The sequence below is a fragment of the Chelatococcus sp. CO-6 genome (genome assembly GCF_001271345.1).
GTDB lineage: Bacteria > Pseudomonadota > Alphaproteobacteria > Rhizobiales > Beijerinckiaceae > Chelatococcus_A > Chelatococcus_A caeni.
The window spans coordinates 2,553,782-2,573,064 of sequence record NZ_CP012398.1; the positions used below are offsets into that span (position 1 = coordinate 2,553,782).

Genomic DNA, 19,283 nt, shown 5'->3' on the forward strand with positions numbered 1-19,283 from the left:
GTGGGCTGGTTAAGCGTGGTGGCGCGATGATCCCTCCCCTTTAGGGGCGGGTGGATCGGTCCGAAGGACCGAGACAGGAGGGGTTATGGCCGGGATATCCGCTTGCGGTGTCCGCGGGTGGGCCCCTCCGTCGCTGCTTCGCAGCGCCAACTCCCCGGGAGGGGAGGATCAGGGCCGACGGGACGCCAATGCCGATAGAGAGTTCAGGGTATGACACGCCCCGCCGCCCAGCCGTTAACGACCGCCGGAGCATGACCTCGTGACCTTCACGCTCTTCCTGCAGCAGGTGCTGAACGGCCTGCTCGACGGTGTGTACTACCTGCTCATCGCGCTCGGCCTGTCGCTGATCTTCTCGCTCGGCGGCATCGTCAACCTGGCGCACGGCGCCTTCTATGCCATCGGCGCCTATCTCACGATCGTCCTGTCGCCCTATATCGGCTTCGGCGGTTCCTTCGTTGTCTCGCCGGTTGCGGTGGCGCTGCTCGGCGTCCTCATCGAGCGTGTCCTGTTCACGCGCTTCTACCGCACGGATCCCATCTATTCGCTCCTGCTCACCTTCGGACTCGCCATGGTCGCGGAGCAGGCGCTGCGCATGATCTTCGGCGCGCCGCCTTTATCCTATTCCATCCCGCCGGCCCTGCGCGGGCAGGTGTTCATCGGCGACTTCATCTATTCCTACTACCGCTCGATGCTGCTCGTCGTCGCGGTGGCCTGCATCGCCGGGCTCTGGTTCCTCCTGCAGAAGACCGCCTTCGGCCGCGTAGTGCGGGCCGGCGTGCAGAACCCGGACATGGTCGGCGCGCTCGGCATCTCGCTGCAGCCCTACATGTCGGCGGTTGCCGCGCTCGGCATCGGCCTTGCGGGCCTTGCGGGCGTGCTGCTCGCGCCGATCTATTCCGTCCATCCCGCCATGGGTGCGGAGATCATCACGCCGGCCTTCGTCGTCGTCGTCATCGGCGGCCTCGGCTCCTTCTGGGGCGTCGTCGTCGCGGCGGTGCTCGTCGGCCTCGTCAAGGGGCTGATGGTGGCGGTCGGCTATTCCGCCGGCTCCACGGCCGCCATCTACCTCCTCATGTTCCTCGTCCTCCTGTTCAGGCCGCGCGGCCTGTTCGGCGAGCGCATCACCCGCTTCGAGTGAGGCGCAGCACAATGCAGAAGTATTCCTCGCTCGCCATCGCGGCCGTCGGGCTCATCGTCCTGCCCTCCGTGCTGCTCGCGCTCGGCCTCACCATGACGTCAGCGGCGGAGGTCGTCATCTTCGCCATCGCCTGCATGGCGCTCAACATCCTCGCCGGCCACACGGGGCTCATCTCCTTCGGCCACGGCGCCTGGTTCGGCATGGCGGCCTATGTCGCCGGCATCGCCCAGCGCGAGCTCTTTCCGGGCTCGTTCGTGGCGCCCGTCCTCCTCGGCCTCGGCGCCGTCCTCGTCGTCTCGACGGTATTCGGCTATCTCATCCTGCGCCGGCGCGGCGTCTATTTCTCGCTGATGACCCTGGCGCTCGCCGCCATGCTGCACGTGGTTGCCTTCCGCTGGACGGAGGTGACCGGCGGCGAGAACGGCCTCGGCGGCATCACGCGCCCACAATGGTTCGGCATCGATTTCGAGAGCTCGACCGCCTGGTACTGGTTCGTAGCCGCCGTCGGCTTCCTCGTCGTCTTGCTGCTGTGGCGCTTCCACAACTCGCCCGTCGGCACCGTCCTCGTCGCCATCCGCGAGAACGAGCAGCGCGCGCGCTTCCTCGGCTATGCGACGAACCGCTACAAGCTCATCGCCTTCGTCGCCTCGGCCGTCATCACCGGTCTTGCCGGCATGCTGCTGCTCTACAAGAACCGGATGACCTCGGCCGAGCCGATCTCGGTGGCCTTCTCCGGCGAATTGCTCGCCATGGTCGTCATCGGCGGCATGCGCAGCTTCCTCGGGCCGGCGCTCGGGGCGCTGTTCTTCATCCTCTTCCGCGAGTTCCTGTCGATCTACACCGAGAACTGGCTGTTCTGGTTCGGCCTCATCTTCGTCGCCTTCATCGTCTTCTCGCCCACCGGCCTCGTCGGTATCGGCGAGCGCCTTCTCGCGCCCTTCCGCAAGAAGACGGAGGAGGCCGCGGCAATGGCGGCGCGCAAGGTGGAGAACCTGCCGCTGCCGGAGTTCCTGAAGCCGGCCGAGCATTTCAACAGTGCGCTTCTTGAGGCGCGCGGCGTCGTCAAGCACTTCGGCGGCATCAAGGCGGTCCAGGGCTTCGACATCGCCGTCGAGGACCGCACGCTGCACGCCCTCATCGGCCCCAACGGCGCCGGCAAGACGACGGCCTTCAACCTCCTGTCCGGCATGTACGTGCCGGACGAAGGCACGATCACGCTCGCCGGCCGCTCGATTGCGGGCATGGCGCCGGAGGCCATCTGCCGGGCCGGCATCGGCCGCTCGTTCCAGATCACCAATCTCTTCCCGGCGCTCAGCGTCGAGGAGAACATCCGCCTTGCGGTTCAGGCGCGCCATCACGAGCGCTTCAACGTCTTCCGGGAGGCGCGCGCCATCGCGGAGATCAACGGCGAGACGACCGAGGTCGTGCGCTATCTCGGCGTCGCCGGCATCGAGCGCGCCGAAGCCGGCTCGCTCTCCTACGGCGGCCAGCGCCTGCTCGACATGGGGCTGGCGCTCGCGACGCGCCCGCGCATGCTGCTCCTCGACGAGCCGCTCGCCGGCCTCGCGACGGCCGAGCGCGAGCGCATCGGCAACATCATCAAGCGCCTCTCGGCGGACGTCCCGGTGCTGCTCGTCGAGCACGACATCGACCGCGTCTTCAAGCTCGCCGACCATGTGACGGTGATGAACGACGGGCGCGTGCTGCTCGACGGCACGGTGGAGGACGCGCGTTCGAGCCCGAGGGTGCAGGAGGTCTATATCGGCTCCGGCGCCGCCCATGTCGCGGCCAGGCCCCGCGAGACGGCGGCGCGCCCTGAGCCGATCCTGACGCTCGACGACGTCCACACCTATTACGGCAAGAGCCATATCCTGAACGGCGTCGGCTTTACCGTGCACGAGAACGAGATCGTGGCGCTGCTCGGCCGCAACGGGGCCGGCAAGTCGACGCTGCTGAAGTCCCTCGTCGGCATCGCCCCGGCTGCGCGCGGCTCCATCAGCCTCGCGGGCGAGGAACTCCTCGGCCGCCCCTCGGCGGAGGTGGCGCGCCTCGGCATCGGCTATGTGCCGCAGGGGCGGGGGCTCTTCGCCGGCATGACGGTGGCAGAGAACCTGGAGCTCGGCCGCCTCAAGCGCCGCACCGGCAACGGCATCCACTGGGATCTCGAGCGCATCTACGACTATTTCCCGCGCATCCGCGAGCGGCTCGACACGCCGGCGGACTACCTCTCCGGCGGCGAGCAGCAGATGGTCGCGGTGGCGCGGGCGCTATCGGGCGACGTGCGCGTGCTCCTGCTCGACGAACCCTTCGAGGGCCTCGCCCCGGCGGTGGTCGAGCAGCTCTTCGAGAGCTTCGATCGCCTGCGCAAGGAGGTGGCCATCATCATCGTCGACCATCACCTCGATCTGGCGCTCGCCTTGTCCGACCAGACGGTGGCGCTGGAGCGCGGCGAGGTCATCCACGCCGGCCCGTCGAAGGCGCTGCGCGAGGACCTCGACCTGCGCCGCAAGGTGCTGTGGCTGTAGAGGGGAGCGTGCCGCTATTCCCTCCCCCCTTGTGGGGGAGGGTAGGGAGGGGGGTAGCATGCAGAACGGAGCTCTTTCGTCACGACCCCCCATCCCTGCCTCTCCCCGCAAGGGGGAGCGAAGAGACGGCGCCTCGCTGCGGCGTTCCGCCTGAAAGAACAGACGTTTGGGAGAACCTGACACATGCCGACCGCCGCCATCGTGGGAGCAGGCCTCATCGGCCGGGCCTGGGCCATCGTCTTTGCTCGTGCCGGCTGGGACGTGCGCCTGTGGGATCCGCATCGGCCGACCCTCGCCGAGGCGCCGGCGCTCATCGCCCGGGAATGCGGGGAGCTTGCCCGCCACGGGCTCGTCGACGATGCGGCGGCGGTTGCCGCCCGGGCGCACGTCGCCGCCTCCCTTGCCGAAGCGGTGGGCGAGGCGGACATCGTGCAGGAGAACGGGCCGGAGAAGGTGGAAGCCAAGCGCGCCATCTATGCCGATCTCGACCGGCTGGCGCGGCCCGATGCCATTCTCGCCTCCTCGACCTCGGCCATCGTCGCCTCGCTCTTCACCGAGGATCTGCCCGGCCGGGCGCGCTGCCTCGTCGCCCATCCCGTCAATCCGCCGCATCTCGTGCCGGTGGTGGAATTGTGCGGCGCGCCCTGGACGGCGTCCGAGACGATGGAACGTGCCCGCGCCATCTATGAGGCCGTCGGCCAGGTGCCGGTCACGGTCAGGAACGAGATCGACGGCTTCATCCTCAACCGCCTTCAGGGCGCGCTGCTGGCCGAGGCCTTCCGCCTGGTCGAGGAGGGCTATGTCTCGCCGCAGGACCTCGACCACACGGTGAAGGATGGGCTCGGCCTGCGCTGGTCCTTCATCGGCCCGTTCGAGACCATCGAATTGAATGCTCCCGGCGGCATGGCCGATTACTGCGCACGCTACACCGGCTTCTACAAGCGCCTCGCGGCTGACCCGGCCCGCCCGGAGGTCTACGACCCGGAGAACGTCGAGAAGGTCCTCGCCGCCTGGCACGGCTCGGGCGATCCGTCCCGCATCGCCGCGCGCAGCGAATGGCGCAACCGGCGCCTGGCCGCGCTCGCCGCCCACAAGAAGAGCCAGCCCGGCGACCCCTGATCCTTTTTTCCCGACCAGTCGGAGTGTCCATCATGGCCCGCAAAGTCATCATCACCTGCGCCGTCACCGGCGCCATCCACACGCCCTCCATGTCGCCCGCCTTGCCGGTGACGCCGGAGGAGATCGCGGACGCCGCCATCGGCGCCGCCGAGGCGGGGGCGGCCATCGTCCACCTGCACGCCCGCAACCCTGAAACCGGCCAGCCCGACCAGTCGGCCGAGGCCTTCGAGCCCTTCCTCAAGATCATCAAGCAGCGCTCCGACTGCGTCGTGAACCTCACGACCGGCGGCGCGCCCTACATGACCGTCCAGGAGCGCGTGAAGCCCGCCGCGACGTGGAAGCCCGAGGTCGCCTCGCTCAACATGGGCTCCATGAACTTCGGCCTCTTCGGCATGCTGAACCGCTTCAAGGACTTCAGGCACGAGTGGGAGGAGAAGCACCTCGGCAACAAGGACATCGTCTTCCGCAATACCTTCCAGGACATCGAATACGTGCTGCGCACGCTGTCGGATGCCGGCACACGCTTCGAGTTCGAGTGCTACGACACGGCCCATCTCTACAACCTGGCGCATTTCCTCGACGCCGGCCTCGTCAAGCCGCCGCTCTTCGTCCAGACGGTCTTCGGCCTCCTCGGCGGCATCGGCGCCCATCCGGAGGACGTGCAGCACATGAAGCGCACGGCCGACAGGCTCTTCGGCGACAGGTACCAGTGGTCCGTGCTCGGCGCCGGCCGCAACCAGCTGCCGATCGCAGCGATGGCCGCCGCCATGGGCGGCAACGTGCGCGTGGGGCTCGAGGATTCCCTCTGGGCCGGGCCCGGCAGGCTCGCTGAATCGAATGCCGAACAGGTGCGCCTTGCCCGCCAGATCGTCGAGGGCCTCGGCCTCGAGATCGCGACGCCGGACGAGGCGCGCCAGATCCTCGACCTCAAGGGCGGCGATCAGGTCGGCTTCTGAAGTGTTGCAGCAAAGCCTTATGGCTGTGGCGAAGTTGTGCGGCCTGCCTCTTCTTGCTTGCGCCCGGCAGGGCGCTCATGTCGAATGGCGCCACCTAAGACTCAAGGAGGTTCCATGCCGCGCTTCGTTGTGGCGCTTGCTGCTACGGGCTTTGCCCTCACGCTCGCCGCCTGCAATCTGTCACGCTCGGGCGTGGATGGAGACATCCCGTCCGGCACGCCGAAATATGTCGAGGATCAGTTGATGCAAACGCCGCTGCCACGTGACGATCGCTTCGGCGGTGACGTGCTGGGCAACGGCCGCGGCTACTGATCCCGCGCGCGGCTGGAAGGCCGATCCACCGTCGGCAATATTCGAGATTCGAGAACCCGGGGGTCGCGCCGACCTCCGGGTTCTTTCGTTTCAGCCGAGCGCCCTGAGGTGCCGGATCGGCCGGCCGGGTGCCAGCGTCTCGGCGGCCGCGACGATGGCCTGCGTGTCGATGCCGTAGTGCCGGTAAAGATCGGCGAGGCTGCCTGTCTGGCCGAAATGCTCCACCCCGAGCGAGCGGGTGCGATGGCCGCCGACGGCGCCCAGCCAGGCGAGCGTCGCCGGGTGGCCGTCGAGCACGCTGACGATGCCGCAATGCGGCGGCAGCTTCTCGAACAGCCGCTCGACATGGCTCCGCGCGTGCACGAGGCCGCGCTCCCGGGCCCGGCTGGCCGCCGTCCAGCCGGCATTGAGCCGGTCGGCCGAGGTGACGGCGAGCAGGCCGACGTCGCGCCGGTCCTCCGCCATCAGGCCCACCGCGGCGATGGCTTCCGGCGCGATGGCGCCGGCATAGGCGACGACGATCTCCGCATTCGGCCCCGGCTCGCGCAGCCAGTAGGCCCCGTCGATGATGTCGCGGGCAAGATCCGCGCTCATCGTGCGCTGCGGCTGGGCGAGAGGCCGCGTTGACAGGCGCAGGTAGACTGAGCCGCCGGTCTCGTCGCGCAGCCATGAGCGGGCGGCGCTGCCGTCCTCGTCCGCGGCTTCGCCGCTGCGCTGCATGTAGTCGAAGGCAAAGCGCATGATGACGGAAAGCTCGTCGACGAAGGCGGGCTCGAAGGCCGCGAGCCCGTCCTGCGCCATGCCGATGAGCGGCGTCGCGATCGACTGGTGCGCCCCGCCTTCCGGCGCCAGCGTGATGCCCGCGGGCGTCGCCGTGAGCAGGAAGCGCGCATCCTGGTAGCAGGCATAGTTCAGCGCATCGAGCCCGCGGGCGATGAAGGGGTCGTAGAGCGTGCCGACGGGCAGGAGCCGCTCGCCGAACAGGCTGTGCGACAGGCCGAGCGCCGAGAGCATGATGAACAGGTTCATCTCGGCGATGCCGAGCTCCATGTGCTGGCCCTTGGGCGAGAAGTCCCAGTTGAAGGTCGAGGGAATGCGCTCCTGCCGGAAGGTGTCGGCCATCGCCTCGCGCGCGAAGAGCCCGCGCCGGTTGACCCACGGCCCGAGATTGGTCGACACGGTCACGTCCGGGGAGGTGGTGACGATGCGCTCGGCGAGCGCCGTGTCCGAGCGGGCGAGCTCGTTGAGCACGAGGCCGAAGCCCTGCTGGGTCGATATCTCCGCCTGCTTCGGCGCTGGCAGCTCCGCCGGCACGGGCACGCGCGGAGCGGTGAGCCGCCGCGCCCCGCGGGCGTTGAACGGCACGGCGTCGAGGAAGGCCTGCAGCTTGCGCGCATCGACGCCGAGGCCCTCGAAGTGGTCCCACTCGTGCCCCGGGCGGATGTTCATCGCCTTGCGGAAGCCCTCCATCTGGGCCGGCGTCATCAGCCCGGAATGGTTGTCCTTGTGCCCGGCGAGCGGCAGGCCGAAGCCCTTGATCGTATAGGCGATGAAGACGACCGGCTTGTCGTGCGCCTTCGCCGCCTCGAAGGCCGCGATGAGCGAGGGCAGGTCATGGCCGGCGAGGTTCGTCATCAGCCGTGCCAGCGCCTCGTCGCTGCGCCGCTCGATGAGCGCGGTGACCGGCCCCTGGTCGCCGATGTCGTCGAGGAGGCGCTTGCGCCAGGCCGCGCCGCCCTGGAAGGTCAGCGCCGAATAGAGCTGGTTGGGGCAGGTGTCGATCCAGCGCCGCAGCGCCTCGCCGCCCTTCTCGCGAAAGGCCTCCTCCAGCAGCGAGCCGTATTTCAGCGTCACCACCTCCCAGCCGAAGGCCGAGAATAGCGCCTCGAAACGCGAGAACAGCCCCTCGCGGATGACGGCATCGAGGCTCTGGCGGTTGTAGTCGATGATCCACCAGCAGTTGCGGAGGCCCTGTTTCCAGCCCTCGAGCAAGGCCTCGAAGATGTTGCCCTCGTCCATCTCGGCGTCGCCGATGAGGGCGACCATGCGCCCCTCCGGCCAGTCCTTCGCCCAGCCGTGCGCCTTGACGTAGTCCTGCACCAGCGAGGCGAACAGCGTCTGCGCCACGCCGAGCCCGACCGAGCCCGTGGAGAAGTCGACGTCGTCGATGTCCTTGGTGCGCGAGGGGTAGGACTGCGCGCCCTTGTAGGCGCGGAAATCGGCGAGCTTCTCCTTGCTCTGGTGGCCGAGGAGATACTGGATGGCGTGGAAGATGGGGCTCGCGTGCGGCTTCACCGCCACCCGGTCTTGCGGCCTCAAGGCCGAGAAGTAGAGCGCCGTCATGATGGTGGCGAGCGAGGCGGAGGAGGCCTGGTGCCCGCCGATCTTGAGCCCGTCCTCGTTGTCCCGCAGGTGGTTGGCGTTGTGAATGGTCCACGTCGCCAGCCACAGCACCTTCTTCTCCAGCGCGGAGAGATGGGCGAGGCGCTCGTCCGTCATGGGCAGTCCCTCTGTCGTTCTGGGCGGCAGCGGCCGCGACAGGGTTAGCCTAGGGCGCGCAACGTGGCATAACTTGCCAAATTTGCCAGCGCACGTTCAAATCATGGCAATTATAGAGAGAAGAACTGGCTTCTGCGATGAAAAAACGCCACGTCGTCCTCGATGACATCGACCGGCGCATTCTCGCCGCCCTGCAGGCGGACGGGCGCACGACCATCCAGGCGCTGGCGGAGCGGGTCGGCCTCACCACCTCGCCCTGCCTGCGCCGCGTGCGCCTGCTCGAGGAGGCCGGCGTCATCCGTGGCTATGTGGCGGTGGTCGACCAGGCAGCCGTCGACCTGCCGGTGAGCGTCTTCATCTCCATCAAGCTCGAGCGCCAGCGCGAGGAGGAGCTCGACCGCTTCGCCGCCACCGTGTCCCGCTGGCCCGAGGTGATGGAATGCTACCTCATGACCGGCCAGCGCGATTACCTGATGCGCGTGGTCTGCGCCGACCTGCCGGCCTACGAGCGCTTCCTCAAGGAGAAGCTGACGCGCCTCGACGGGGTTGCCTCCATCGAGTCGAGCTTTGCGCTGGAGCAGGTCAAGCACACCCACGTGCTGCCGCTGCGCTGATGGCCGCTCACCGGAAGCGCTGCACGTGCTCGATGAGCGCGCGCAGCTTCGGGGCGACGTTGCGGCGGCTCGGGTAGTACAGATAGAAGCCGGCGAAGCGTGGGCAGAAGCCTTCGAGGACCGGGACGAGCTCGCCCCGCTCGATGAAGGGGCGGAAGCTCTCTTCCATGCCGAAGGTGATCCCGGCGCCGGCGAGGGCGAGCTTGATCATCAGCGCCATGTCGTTCGTCGTGATCTCCGGCGCGACCGCGACGCTGAACTCCTTGCCGTCCTCCGCGAACTCCCACCGGTAGGGCACGACCCGCGGGGCCGGGCGCCAGCCGATGCAGCGGTGGCGGGCGAGCGCGGCCGGATGCGACGGCAGGCCGAAGCGGTCGCGATAGGCCGGCGCGCAGACCGCTAGCTGCCGCTCGTCCCCGGCGATCGACACGGCGATCATGTCCTGCTCGATCACCTCGCCCAGCCTGACACCGGCGTCGTAGCCCTCGGCGACGATGTCGAACTCCTCATCCGTCACCGTGATGTCGAGCTGGATCTCGGGATTGTCCTCGGCGAAGCGCGCCAGGAAGGGCCCGGACAGGAAGCGCTCCGCGATCGAGGAGACGGCGAGCCGCAACTGGCCGCGCGGCCCCGCTCGCAGGTTCCCGGTCGCCTCGACGGCCGAGCGCATGTCGGCGATCGCCGGGGCCACCTGCGCATGGAGGCGCTCGCCCGCCTCCGTCAGGCTGACGCTGCGCGTCGTGCGCTGCACGAGGGCGATGCCGAGCGTCTCCTCGAGCCGCCGGATGGTCTGGCTGACCGCCGAGCGGGTGACGCCCAGGCGGTCCGCCGCAGCCCGAAAACTGCGCTCCTCCGCCACGAGCGCGAAGACGGCGAGGGCATTGAGGTCCGGCTGCATTGGTTAGAATTTCTTTCCGCAATGGCAACGAATGAGCATGTTATCGCAACAATGGGGCAGTCCTACCTTGGTGGCAACCGCCGCATGGCGGCCGAACACCAACGGAAACGGGAGATTTGCATGTCCCTCGACAAGGTCGTCCTCATCACCGGCGCATCGAGCGGCATCGGTGCCGCCATTGCCCGGGAGCTCGGCGCTGCCGGCGCCAAGGTCGCGCTGGGCGCCCGCCGCACCGACCGGATGGAGGCCCTCGCCGAAGAGATCCGGTCGACGGGCGGGGCGGCGATGGTGCGCCGCCTCGACGTCACCGACCGCGCCGATGTCGCCGCCTTTGCCGAGGCCGCGCGCGAGACCTTCGGCCGCGTCGACGTCATCGTCAACAACGCCGGCGTCATGCCGCTCTCGCTGATGGCTTCGCTGAAGGTCGACGAGTGGGACCGCATGGTCGACGTCAACATCAAGGGCGTGCTCTACGGCATCGCCGCCGTGCTGCCCGAGATGACCGGCCGCGGCTCCGGCCACATCATCAACATCGCCTCCATCGGCGCGCTCGCCGTCTCGCCCACGGCCGCCGTCTATTGTGCCACGAAATATGCCGTGCGGGCCATCTCGGACGGCCTCAGGCAGGAGCACGACAGCATCCGCGTCACCTGCATCCATCCGGGCGTCGTCGAGAGCGAACTCGCCGATTCGATCACCGACCCCGTGGCGGCCGAGGCGATGAGGACCTATCGCGCCATCGCCCTCAAGCCCGACGCCATCGGCCGGGCCGTCCGCTACGCAATCGAGCAGCCGGACGATGTCGACGTCAACGAGATCGTCGTCCGCCCGACGGCGACCAGGTGAGGGAGGCGAGAATGACCTTTGCTGCACGTTCGACGTATGGGCCGGTCGCCGCGGCGTTCCTGCTCGCCGCGGCCCCGGGGGCTGCGATTGCCGAGACGACGCAGGAGCGCCTGCGGCGCGGCGATGCCGTCGTCAGGGCCTGAACAACGGTGCCCCGCAGGCCGTGCTGGAGGGCATGCGGCGGGAGTTCCCGTTCCTCGCCGAAGCGACGGAGGGCTATGCGCTGGGCGACGTCTGGTCCCGGCCCGGCCTCGACAACCGCACGCGCCAGCTCGCCGCCGTCGCAGCCTTCGCCGCCATGGGTGAGCCTGGCTTCATAAAGGTCCATGCCGGCTACGCGCTCAACATCGGCGTCTCCGAGGAAGAGCTGAAGGAGATCATCTACATGGTGACCGTGCCGGCCGGCTTTCCCCGGGCGATCGCCGCCTCCCGGGCCCTGGCGGAGCTGTTCGCCGAGCGCGCCGCTTCCGGCCGCAGCCCCGAGGAGTGATGCCATGAACCATCGCCTGACGCTTTTCGCCGCCGCGCTGCTCGCAGGCGCGGCACTCCTCCCAGCCCAGAAAGGCCTTGCCCAGATGACCCCGCAACCGGAGCAGCCAGTGGCCCCGCCGGCCGAGAGCCACCCTTACGTCGGCATGTGGGTCACCGCCGACGGCCACATTCGCCACAACCTGCTGCCGAACGGCCGCTATGACGAGGCGCGCGGCACCCGCGAGAGCGCCTATCAGGGCCGCTACGAGGTGCGCGGCAACCACATCGACTATTGGGACGATACCGGCTTCACCGCCGACGGCGAGTTCATCGACGGCGTCCTCCATCACGGCGGGATGATCTTCTACCGGAAGGAGTAGCGTCCGACGCGGCGCCCGGCTCGACCGTCTGAAAGCGTGAAAGGGAAAGCTGGTGCGGGCGGTCGGACTCGAACCGACAAGGATTGCTCCGGCGGATTTTGAGTCCGCTGCGTCTACCAATTCCGCCACGCCCGCACATTTCCGCCGGCGTGAGCCGGGGCGCGGCGGATCATAGCGGCGGCGCAACACCGGTCAATGGATTAGAAAGGATTGCCACGACATATCGATGAGGGGCTTGTGCCGGTGCGGCTCGTTGGCCGATGGACAAGCGCCCGCCCGCCCGGTAAGCGAAGCCGATGTTCCGACGCCTCTACGACTGGACGCTCTCACTCGCCGGCCGGCCCCGCGCCACCTGGGCCCTCGGCGCGGTTTCCTTTTCGGAGAGCTCGTTCTTTCCCGTGCCGCCGGACGTCGTCCTGGTGCCGATGGCGCTGGCGCGGCCGGACCGGGCCTGGTTCTACGCCATGGTCTGCACGGTCACCTCGGTCGCCGGCGGCCTCCTCGGCTATGCGATCGGGGCCTTGCTGTACGATTCGCTCGGGCTGTGGCTCATCCAGCTCTACGGCTACGGCGACAAGGTGGAGACCTTCCGCAGCGCCTATGCGGAATACGGGCACTGGGTCATCCTGCTGAAGGGGCTCACACCGATCCCCTACAAGCTCGTCACCATCACCTCGGGTTTCGCCGGCTACGACCTCTTCTGGTTCATGCTCCTGTCCATCGTGACGCGCGGCGCCCGCTTCTACCTCGTCGCCGGGGTGATGCACCGCTTCGGCGGCCCCATCCGGCGCCTGCTCGACGAGCACCTGACGCTGGTGGCGTCCATCGTCATCGTGGGCATCGTCGGCGGCTTCGCCGCCGCGGTCCTTCTCTTCTGACGCCGGTGGCTTCAGCCGATCGTGAGATGCAACCCGATGTGACCTGTGGCCATCTGCGCCACATGGAAGGACAAGGCGTCCGGGACGGCGCCCGACGGAGGACAAGGCGGATGAACGCACTGGCCGAGTTTCTGGCGAGCCCGCGGCGCGTCGCGCTCGCCGTCCTCCTCGCCGCGGCCGCGACCATCGGCGGCGCGCTCGTCTTCGAACACGGCTTCGGCCTGTGGCCGTGCCCGCTCTGCCTCATGCAGCGCAATCCCTATTATGTGGCGATGCCCATCGCCCTCGGCCTCGCCCTGCTGCCGCCCCGGCCGGCACTGGAGCGGGCGAGCGGCGTCGGCCTGCTGCTGCTCGCCGTCGTCTTCCTCGTCAGCGCGGGCCTCGGCGCTTATCACGCGGGCGTCGAATGGGGCTGGTGGCTCGGGCCGAGCGACTGCGCCGGCACGGGCGGGGCGAGCCCCGAGGCGGTCGGCGACTTCCTGCAGAGCCTGCAGGGCGTGCGCGTCGTCAGCTGCACGGAGGCGGCCTGGCGCTTTCTGGGGCTGTCGCTGGCGGGCTGGAACGTGCTGATCTCGCTCGCCATTGCGGCCGTGGCGGCGCTCGGCGCGAAGGCGGCGCTGACGCGCGGCTGATCAAGGCTCGAGTTCGGTATCCCAGTAGAGATAGTCTAGCCAGCTGTCGTGCAGGTAGTTGGGCGGGAACTGGCGGCCGTTGTGGTGCAGGTCCTGCACGCTCGGGGCGTAGGGCAGCTGGCCGGGCCACATCCCGACATCCTCGGGCAGGCGGTCGCTCTTCTGCAGGTTGCACGGGGAACAGGCGGTGACGACGTTGTCCCAGGTGGTCTGCCCGCCCTTCGACCGGGGAATGAGATGGTCGAATGTGAGGTCTTCGCGGGAGCCGCAATATTGGCAGGTGAAACGATCGCGCAGGAAAACGTTGAACCGGGTGAAGGCGGGTTGTCGTGACGGTTTGACGTAGGTCTTGAGGCAGACGACCGAGGGCAGGCGCATCTCGAAGCTCGGACTTCGGACCGTTCGGTCGTAGTGCGAGAGGATGTTGACCCGCTCGAGGAAGACCGCCTTGATGGTGTCCTGCCAGCCCCAGAGCGAAAGCGGGTAGTAGCTCAACGGCCTGTAATCGGCGTTGAGCACCAGGGCCGGACAGGCATCCGGCGACACCGTCGATTGAGGCACGTGCACCGTCACGGGGGCCTCCGCTGGTTGGGGACCTCGCACGTGACGTGCGAATCCGTCAGCAGAGATAGTCTATAAACCGTGTGACGGGCTTGTGAAGCGCCAAGATGGAGGCGAGGGGCTGCGTCATTGCCGCAGCCGCGCCTTGGCGGGCCACCCTCAGCGGGTCGGAACCGGGTGTTCGCCCCGATAGTCGTAGAAGCCGCGCTTCGTCTTGCGGCCGAGCCAGCCGGCCTCGACATATTTCACGAGGAGCGGGCAGGGGCGGTACTTCGAATCGGCCAGGCCGTCGTAGAGCACCTGCATGATCGACAGGCAGGTGTCGAGGCCGATGAAGTCGGCGAGCTGCAGCGGCCCCATCGGATGATTGGCGCCGAGGCGCATGGCGGTGTCGATCGATTCGACCGAGCCCACGCCCTCGTAGAGGGTGTAGATCGCCTCGTTGATCATCGGCAAAAGGATCCTGTTGACGATGAAGGCCGGGAAATCCTCGGCCAGCGTCGCCGTCTTGCCGAGATTGGCGACGAACGCCTTCGTGGCCTCGAAGGTCGGGTCCTCGGTGGCGATGCCGCGGATGATCTCGACGAGTTGCATCACCGGCACGGGATTCATGAAGTGAATGCCGATGAAGCGCTCCGGCCGGTCGGTCGTGGAGGCGAGGCGGGTGATGGAGATGGACGAGGTGTTGGTGCCGATGATGGTTTCAGGCGGCAGGGCGGGACAGAGCGCCTCGAAGATCTTGCGCTTCGTCTCCTCGTTCTCCGTCGCCGCCTCGATGACGATGTCGCAGCGGGCGAGGGCCTCGTAGGTGAGGGCCGGCGTGATGTGCGCCAGCGCCTTCTGCTTCTCGGCCTCGGTGATCTGGCCTTTCGATTCCTGGCGGGAGAGATTGCCGTTGATGGTCGCAAGCCCGGCGTTGATGCGCTCCTCGCTCAAGTCGTTGAGCGCGACGTCGTAACCGGCGAGCGCGCAGACATGGGCGATGCCGTTGCCCATCTGCCCTGCGCCGATGATGCCTACTGTCCGGATCCGCTGAGACATGAAGTCCAATCCATCCCTGTCGATACCTGCCGACTTTCGCCGGCCGGCGCGCGTGGCGGCTCTCCAAAGCCGTCAAGCGCGGCAGCCGGGGGCTGTCCCGCGCTCTGTTTTAATCACTCTCCGGGGCGAACGCCACGGAAACCGCTCGCGGCGGTTGCCGTGGCGCGCGCGTCAGCGGCCGATCTTCGCAAGCTCCTCGCCGAGTTCGGGCAGGGCGGTGAAGAGGTCGGCGACGAGGCCGTAGTCCGCCACCTGGAAGATGGGCGCTTCCTCGTCCTTGTTGATGGCGACGATGACCTTGGAATCCTTCATGCCGGCGAGGTGCTGGATGGCCCCCGAGATGCCGACGGCGATGTAGAGCTCTGGCGCCACCACCTTGCCGGTCTGGCCCACCTGCCAGTCGTTCGGCGCGTAGCCGGCGTCGACCGCCGCGCGCGAGGCGCCCATGGCGGCGCCCAGCTTGTCGGCGATGGGCTCGATCACCTTGGTGAAGTTCTCGGCCGAGCCGAGGGCGCGCCCGCCGGAGATGATGATCTTGGCGGAGGCGAGTTCGGGGCGGTCGGACTTCGACAGTTCCTCGCCCTTGAACGAGGAGAGGGCCGGATCCTGCCCGGCGGCGACCTGCTCGACCGGCGCCGAGCCGCCCTGGCCGGCGGCCTGGAAGGCGGCGGTGCGCACGGTGATGACCTTCTTGGCCTCGCTCGTCTCGACCGTCTGGATGGCGTTGCCGGCATAGATCGGCCGCTCGAACGTGTTCGGCGAGACGACCTTGGTGATCTCCGACACCTGCATGACGTCGAGGAGGGCCGCGACGCGGGGCATGACGTTCTTGCCCGTCGTCGTGCCGGGCGCGACGAGGGCGTCATAGCCGCCCGCGAGCGACACGATGAGGTCGGCGAGCGGCTCGGCGAGGCGGTGCTCGTAGAGCGGCGCATCGGCGAGAAGCACCTTCTCGACGCCTTCGAGCTTGGCGGCAGCCTCGGCCACGGCGCCGCAGCCGGCGCCGGCGACGAGGACGTGCACCGGCGCGCCGAGCGCCTTGGCCGCGGTGAGCGCCTTGGCGGTGGCGTCGTTGAGGGTCTTGTTGTCGTGCTTGGCGAGAAGCAGCGTCGTCATCTTAGAGAACTCCCGCCTCGTCCTTGAGTTTCTGCACGAGCTCGGCGACCGAGCCCACCTTGACGCCGGCCTGGCGCACGGGCGGCTCCGCCGTCTTCAGCACCTTGAGGCGCGGCGACACGTCGACGCCGAGCGTCTCGGGGCTCGTCTCGTCGATCGGCTTCTTCTTCGCCTTCATGATGTTCGGCAGCGAAGCGTAGCGCGGCTCGTTGAGGCGCAGGTCCGTCGTCACGATGGCCGGCAGCTTCAGCGTCAGCGTCTGCAGGCCGCCGTCGATCTCGCGCGTCACGTCCACGGAGCCGTCGCCGATCACGACCTTGGAGGCGAAGGTGCCCTGTGACCAGCCGAGGAGGGCGGCGAGCATCTGGCCGGTCTGGTTGGCGTCGTCGTCGATCGCCTGCTTGCCCATGATGACGAGGCCGGGCGCTTCCTGCTCGATCACCTTCTTCAGCACCTTGGCGACGCCGAGCGGCTCGGTGGCGACGTCGGTCTTGACGAGGATGCCGCGGTCGGCGCCCATGGCAAGGCCGGTGCGGATGGTCTCGGCCGCCTGCTGCGGGCCGATCGACACGACGACGATCTCGCTCGCCTTGCCCGCCTCCTTGAGGCGGATGGCCTCCTCGACGGCGATCTCGTCGAAGGGGTTCATCGACATCTTCACATTGGCGAGCTCGACACCCGAGCCGTCCGCCTTGACGCGGATCTTGACGTTGTAGTCTACGACCCGCTTCACGGGCACCAGGATCTTCATCGACTTGAGTCCTTTCGACCGAGGACCGACATGGGACGCCCTGCCGTCATGTGGCGGTGCAGCAAAGCTGCGCGACCGCCTGCCGCATCAACAGGCAACTTGCGTGGCGGGGGACCGTAACGAGCGCCGTTCGGGCTTGTCAACGCCGACGAGCGGCTAGGCGTCTCCGGTCTCGCGCGGCCCGTCGGCGATGCCGAGCAGCGGCTGGTCGCGGCGGCGCAACATGACGACCAGCACGGCCCCCATCGCAAAGCCGCCGATATGCGCGTACCAGCCGACCGAATCGTCCGACGCGGTGAGGGCCTGGAAGAGCTGGAAGGCAAACCACACGCCGATGGCCCAGTAGGCCCGCAGCCGAAGCGGGATGCGCGCGAAGAAGAGGCCCCACAGCCGGACGCGCGGATGCAGGATGAGATAGGCCGCGACGACGCCCGAGACCGCGCCCGAGGCGCCGACGAGCGGCCGTTCCGAGCCGGGGACGGCGAAGGCATGCGCTAGGCCCGCCGCGGTGCCGCACAGGAGGAAGAACAGGATGAAGCGGGCGTGCCCCATCGCGTCCTCGACGTTGTCGCCGAAGACCCAGAGGAACAGCATGTTGCCGGCGAGGTGCAGGAAGGAGACGTGCAGGAAGAGACTCGTCAGCAGCGTCGCCGGCTCCGGCACCAGCGGCAGCCCCTCCGGCAGGGAAAGGGCGCCGAAGAGCACGCCCGGAATGACGCCGAGCCCGGCGATCGCCCAGTCCGCCGGCAGGATGTCAGGATCGGCGAGAATCAGCAGGTAGCCGAGGATGCAGATGACGAGGAGCGCATAGGTGGCGTAAGGCGCCCTGAGATTGCGCATCGGCACGCCATCGTGCAGCGGCACAAACATGTGGAGCGCTCCGGCCCGGGGACGATCGGCGGCAGCGCCGCTCCCGGTACGCTCAGCGGTTCTGCCCGGGTATCCATAGCACGTCCGCCGCGCCCTTGTCGTTGGCGTAGCGTGCGGCGACGAAGAGGAAATCCGACAGGCGGTTGAGATATTTGACGACCGCCGGCGTCACCGGCTCGTCCGCGCGCGCGGCGAGCGCGGTCGCCTGGCGCTCGGCCCGCCGGCAGACGGTGCGGGCAAGGTGCAGCGCCGCCGCCGCCGGGCTGCCGCCGGGCAGGACGAAGGAGCGCAGCGGCGACAGATGCGCGTTCAGCTGGTCGATCTCACCTTCGAGCCGCGCCACCTGCGCGTCGAGGATGCGCAGCGGCTCGTAGGGCAGCGGCTTGCCGTCGTCCGGCGTCGAGAGATCGGCCCCGAGATCGAACAGGTCGTTCTGGATGCGCGCGAGCATGGCATCGAGCTCGGCATCCGCGCCCGTGTGCAGGCGGGCGAGCCCGATGCAGGCGTTCGCCTCGTCCACCGTGCCGTAGGCCTCGACCCTGAGGTCGTACTTCGGCCGCCGCGCGCCCGTGGCGAGGCCCGTGGTGCCGTCGTCACCGGTGCGGGTATAGATGCGGTTGAGGCGGACCATGGCCCCTCAGAAATGGTAGCTCAGCTTCGCACCGACATTGGTGAGGCCGCGATTGTCGTCGCACAGCCCGCCGTTGGAAAGATGCTCCACGGTGGCCAGCACGCTCCAGTTGGCGTCGAAGCGATAGCCGATGGACGCCGCCTCGCGGAACAGGAACCGGCAGCCGAGGGCGTCGCGCCCGTCCGGCACCACGTCGCCCACCTTGCCGTTGTGCACGGCGCCGCCGAAATCGAGTTCGATGAACAGCGCGTCCGTGATGTCGGCATGCCAGTTGAGGCCGGCGAAGACATAGCTCGTCTTGCCGCCGGTGTTGACGCTGACGCCGGCGTTGAAGGCGGGCAGCAGCATGTCGATGAGCGGATCGGGATTCGACCAGGGCTTGGCAAAGACGATCTCGCCCATGATGTCGACCGAGCCGTCCTCCTTGCCGCCCGGGTCGTGCGCGAGCACGCCGAGCCGCAGCTGCGAGACGAAGCTCGACAGGCTGTGGGACGTATCCGGAGCTTGGTAGATGGCCGGGGCGGGCGGCTCGAGGAGATCGGCGGCCTGCGCCGGAAGGCCCCAGAGGAACACGGCCGGCAGGAGAAGAGCAGCCCGAATGGAGCGGAGCAGGATCATCGGCACCAACGTCGCGAATGCCAGAAATGACAGGCGACCCGGGACGGAGCCTGCCAGCGAGGAGCGAACCAGCACCCCTCCCGCTCAGAGGCATGCCTGATCGTGATGAAATGGCATAAAGCGGAGCTGATCGCCGGGCAACCCTGAACCGGACATGGTTAGCAAAGTCTTACGCCAGTGTTGCAGATCTGCTGCGGTCGCCGTCAGAAGCCGCGCATCCACACGACGAGCATGATGATGATGATGGCGAGAAACTGCAGCAGCACCCGCAGGCGCATCAGGCGCTGCGAGCGCTCGGGGCTGCCCCCGCGCAGCATGTTGAAGAGCCCGAGGACGAGGACCACGGCGACGATGCCGACGGCCACGGAGACGAGTGTATTGGCGGTCATGTCTGTGCTTTAGAGCTCCCTTGCGCCGCCTCCAACCC

The 19,283-nt window shown here is 68.2% G+C and carries 20 protein-coding genes, 1 tRNA gene and 1 pseudogene; 11 read left to right on the top strand and 11 right to left on the bottom strand.

Annotated elements, in window-relative coordinates; translation table 11 throughout:
* The first annotated feature begins 259 nt into the window (after window positions 1–259).
* From AL346_RS11975 to AL346_RS11995, 5 genes are all read left to right on the top strand, one after another.
* Window positions 260–1,138, top strand: coding sequence for a branched-chain amino acid ABC transporter permease (locus AL346_RS11975; protein ID WP_019402226.1), 879 nt, complete (start codon window positions 260–262; stop codon window positions 1,136–1,138).
* Window positions 1,139–1,149: 11 nt separating this feature from the next.
* Window positions 1,150–3,663, top strand: a complete 2,514-nt coding sequence (locus tag AL346_RS11980) for a branched-chain amino acid ABC transporter ATP-binding protein/permease (RefSeq protein WP_019402225.1) — start codon at window positions 1,150–1,152, stop codon at window positions 3,661–3,663.
* A gap of 183 nt (window positions 3,664–3,846) precedes the next feature.
* Window positions 3,847–4,782, top strand: a complete 936-nt coding sequence (locus AL346_RS11985) for a 3-hydroxyacyl-CoA dehydrogenase (protein ID WP_019402224.1) — start codon at window positions 3,847–3,849, stop codon at window positions 4,780–4,782.
* Between the two features lie 32 nt (window positions 4,783–4,814).
* A complete protein-coding gene (locus tag AL346_RS11990) occupies window positions 4,815–5,738 on the top strand; it encodes a 3-keto-5-aminohexanoate cleavage protein (RefSeq protein ID WP_019402223.1) in 924 nt (307 codons plus the stop codon).
* Window positions 5,739–5,852: 114 nt separating this feature from the next.
* Entirely contained in the window at window positions 5,853–6,050 is a 198-nt protein-coding gene (locus AL346_RS11995) for a hypothetical protein (RefSeq protein ID WP_019402222.1), read from the top strand.
* Window positions 6,051–6,140: 90 nt separating this feature from the next.
* Here AL346_RS11995 and AL346_RS12000 read toward each other — a convergent pair whose 3' ends face one another.
* Window positions 6,141–8,549, bottom strand: coding sequence for a transketolase (locus tag AL346_RS12000; RefSeq protein ID WP_019402221.1), 2,409 nt, complete (start codon window positions 8,547–8,549; stop codon window positions 6,141–6,143).
* Window positions 8,550–8,686: 137 nt separating this feature from the next.
* Here AL346_RS12000 and AL346_RS12005 point away from each other — a divergent pair, with 137 nt between their 5' ends.
* Window positions 8,687–9,163 (top strand): Lrp/AsnC family transcriptional regulator, encoded by a 477-nt coding sequence (locus tag AL346_RS12005; RefSeq protein ID WP_019402220.1) that lies wholly within the window; start codon window positions 8,687–8,689, stop codon window positions 9,161–9,163.
* Between the two features lie 7 nt (window positions 9,164–9,170).
* On the opposite strand, the gene AL346_RS12010 is transcribed toward AL346_RS12005, so the two are convergent.
* The gene (locus tag AL346_RS12010; protein WP_019402219.1) at window positions 9,171–10,061 is read right to left on the bottom strand and encodes a LysR family transcriptional regulator; all 891 of its coding nucleotides are present in this window, start codon (window positions 10,059–10,061) and stop codon (window positions 9,171–9,173) included.
* A 120-nt stretch (window positions 10,062–10,181) separates the two neighbouring features.
* Here AL346_RS12010 and AL346_RS12015 point away from each other — a divergent pair, with 120 nt between their 5' ends.
* From AL346_RS12015 to AL346_RS12025, 3 genes and pseudogenes are all read left to right on the top strand, one after another.
* Complete coding sequence (locus AL346_RS12015) at window positions 10,182–10,907, top strand: SDR family oxidoreductase (RefSeq protein WP_019402218.1); 726 nt, start codon at window positions 10,182–10,184, stop codon at window positions 10,905–10,907.
* 11 nt (window positions 10,908–10,918) lie between these two features.
* A pseudogene (locus tag AL346_RS12020) lies at window positions 10,919–11,397 on the top strand (carboxymuconolactone decarboxylase family protein).
* 85 nt (window positions 11,398–11,482) lie between these two features.
* On the top strand, window positions 11,483–11,758 hold the full coding sequence (locus AL346_RS12025) for an Atu4866 domain-containing protein (RefSeq protein ID WP_085953009.1): 276 nt from the start codon (window positions 11,483–11,485) through the stop codon (window positions 11,756–11,758).
* Window positions 11,759–11,808: 50 nt separating this feature from the next.
* Here AL346_RS12025 and AL346_RS12030 read toward each other — a convergent pair.
* Window positions 11,809–11,893: transfer RNA gene (locus AL346_RS12030), tRNA-Leu, on the bottom strand.
* A gap of 161 nt (window positions 11,894–12,054) precedes the next feature.
* Here AL346_RS12030 and AL346_RS12035 point away from each other — a divergent pair.
* Both AL346_RS12035 and AL346_RS12040 read left to right on the top strand, forming a co-directional pair.
* Window positions 12,055–12,636, top strand: coding sequence for a YqaA family protein (locus AL346_RS12035; protein ID WP_019402215.1), 582 nt, complete (start codon window positions 12,055–12,057; stop codon window positions 12,634–12,636).
* 110 nt (window positions 12,637–12,746) lie between these two features.
* Complete coding sequence (locus AL346_RS12040) at window positions 12,747–13,268, top strand: disulfide bond formation protein B (protein WP_019402214.1); 522 nt, start codon at window positions 12,747–12,749, stop codon at window positions 13,266–13,268.
* Here AL346_RS12040 and AL346_RS12045 read toward each other — a convergent pair whose 3' ends face one another.
* The 8 genes from AL346_RS12045 to AL346_RS12080 form a co-directional block, all read right to left on the bottom strand.
* Window positions 13,269–13,841: an HNH endonuclease gene (locus AL346_RS12045; protein WP_019402213.1), complete on the bottom strand. Its 573-nt coding sequence runs from the start codon at window positions 13,839–13,841 to the stop codon at window positions 13,269–13,271. It abuts the gene before it with no gap.
* 147 nt (window positions 13,842–13,988) lie between these two features.
* Complete coding sequence (locus tag AL346_RS12050; RefSeq protein WP_026015138.1) at window positions 13,989–14,870, bottom strand: 3-hydroxybutyryl-CoA dehydrogenase; 882 nt, start codon at window positions 14,868–14,870, stop codon at window positions 13,989–13,991.
* A 171-nt stretch (window positions 14,871–15,041) separates the two neighbouring features.
* On the bottom strand, window positions 15,042–15,986 hold the full coding sequence (locus tag AL346_RS12055) for an electron transfer flavoprotein subunit alpha/FixB family protein (protein ID WP_019402211.1): 945 nt from the start codon (window positions 15,984–15,986) through the stop codon (window positions 15,042–15,044).
* A 1-nt stretch (window position 15,987) separates the two neighbouring features.
* Window positions 15,988–16,737 carry an electron transfer flavoprotein subunit beta/FixA family protein gene (locus AL346_RS12060; protein WP_019402210.1) on the bottom strand — a complete coding sequence of 250 codons (750 nt, stop codon included), beginning with the start codon at window positions 16,735–16,737 and terminating at the stop codon, window positions 15,988–15,990.
* 156 nt (window positions 16,738–16,893) lie between these two features.
* Window positions 16,894–17,607 carry a rhomboid family intramembrane serine protease gene (locus tag AL346_RS12065; RefSeq protein ID WP_019402209.1) on the bottom strand — a complete coding sequence of 238 codons (714 nt, stop codon included), beginning with the start codon at window positions 17,605–17,607 and terminating at the stop codon, window positions 16,894–16,896.
* Between the two features lie 52 nt (window positions 17,608–17,659).
* Entirely contained in the window at window positions 17,660–18,238 is a 579-nt protein-coding gene (locus AL346_RS12070) for a cob(I)yrinic acid a,c-diamide adenosyltransferase (protein WP_019402208.1), read from the bottom strand.
* A gap of 6 nt (window positions 18,239–18,244) precedes the next feature.
* Complete coding sequence (locus AL346_RS12075) at window positions 18,245–18,856, bottom strand: acyloxyacyl hydrolase (RefSeq protein WP_019402207.1); 612 nt, start codon at window positions 18,854–18,856, stop codon at window positions 18,245–18,247.
* Between the two features lie 203 nt (window positions 18,857–19,059).
* Entirely contained in the window at window positions 19,060–19,245 is a 186-nt protein-coding gene (locus AL346_RS12080) for a twin transmembrane helix small protein (RefSeq protein WP_019402206.1), read from the bottom strand.
* Window positions 19,246–19,283 lie beyond the last annotated feature (38 nt).

What these genes read in the sequence shown, in the direction of transcription:
- AL346_RS11980 (WP_019402225.1), top strand. Translation starts at nt 1,150, where the DNA reads ATGCAGAAGTATTCCTCGCTCGCCATCGCGGCCGTCGGGCTCATCGTC.
- AL346_RS11985 (WP_019402224.1), top strand. Translation starts at nt 3,847, where the DNA reads ATGCCGACCGCCGCCATCGTGGGAGCAGGCCTCATCGGCCGGGCCTGG.
- AL346_RS11990 (WP_019402223.1), top strand. Translation starts at nt 4,815, where the DNA reads ATGGCCCGCAAAGTCATCATCACCTGCGCCGTCACCGGCGCCATCCAC.
- AL346_RS11995 (WP_019402222.1), top strand. Translation starts at nt 5,853, where the DNA reads ATGCCGCGCTTCGTTGTGGCGCTTGCTGCTACGGGCTTTGCCCTCACG.
- AL346_RS12000 (WP_019402221.1), bottom strand. Translation starts at nt 8,549, where the DNA reads ATGACGGACGAGCGCCTCGCCCATCTCTCCGCGCTGGAGAAGAAGGTG.
- AL346_RS12005 (WP_019402220.1), top strand. Translation starts at nt 8,687, where the DNA reads ATGAAAAAACGCCACGTCGTCCTCGATGACATCGACCGGCGCATTCTC.
- AL346_RS12010 (WP_019402219.1), bottom strand. Translation starts at nt 10,061, where the DNA reads ATGCAGCCGGACCTCAATGCCCTCGCCGTCTTCGCGCTCGTGGCGGAG.
- AL346_RS12015 (WP_019402218.1), top strand. Translation starts at nt 10,182, where the DNA reads ATGTCCCTCGACAAGGTCGTCCTCATCACCGGCGCATCGAGCGGCATC.
- AL346_RS12025 (WP_085953009.1), top strand. Translation starts at nt 11,483, where the DNA reads ATGACCCCGCAACCGGAGCAGCCAGTGGCCCCGCCGGCCGAGAGCCAC.
- AL346_RS12035 (WP_019402215.1), top strand. Translation starts at nt 12,055, where the DNA reads ATGTTCCGACGCCTCTACGACTGGACGCTCTCACTCGCCGGCCGGCCC.
- AL346_RS12040 (WP_019402214.1), top strand. Translation starts at nt 12,747, where the DNA reads ATGAACGCACTGGCCGAGTTTCTGGCGAGCCCGCGGCGCGTCGCGCTC.
- AL346_RS12050 (WP_026015138.1), bottom strand. Translation starts at nt 14,870, where the DNA reads ATGTCTCAGCGGATCCGGACAGTAGGCATCATCGGCGCAGGGCAGATG.
- AL346_RS12055 (WP_019402211.1), bottom strand. Translation starts at nt 15,986, where the DNA reads ATGACGACGCTGCTTCTCGCCAAGCACGACAACAAGACCCTCAACGAC.
- AL346_RS12060 (WP_019402210.1), bottom strand. Translation starts at nt 16,737, where the DNA reads ATGAAGATCCTGGTGCCCGTGAAGCGGGTCGTAGACTACAACGTCAAG.
- AL346_RS12065 (WP_019402209.1), bottom strand. Translation starts at nt 17,607, where the DNA reads ATGTTTGTGCCGCTGCACGATGGCGTGCCGATGCGCAATCTCAGGGCG.
- AL346_RS12070 (WP_019402208.1), bottom strand. Translation starts at nt 18,238, where the DNA reads ATGGTCCGCCTCAACCGCATCTATACCCGCACCGGTGACGACGGCACC.
- AL346_RS12075 (WP_019402207.1), bottom strand. Translation starts at nt 18,856, where the DNA reads ATGATCCTGCTCCGCTCCATTCGGGCTGCTCTTCTCCTGCCGGCCGTG.
- AL346_RS12080 (WP_019402206.1), bottom strand. Translation starts at nt 19,245, where the DNA reads ATGACCGCCAATACACTCGTCTCCGTGGCCGTCGGCATCGTCGCCGTG.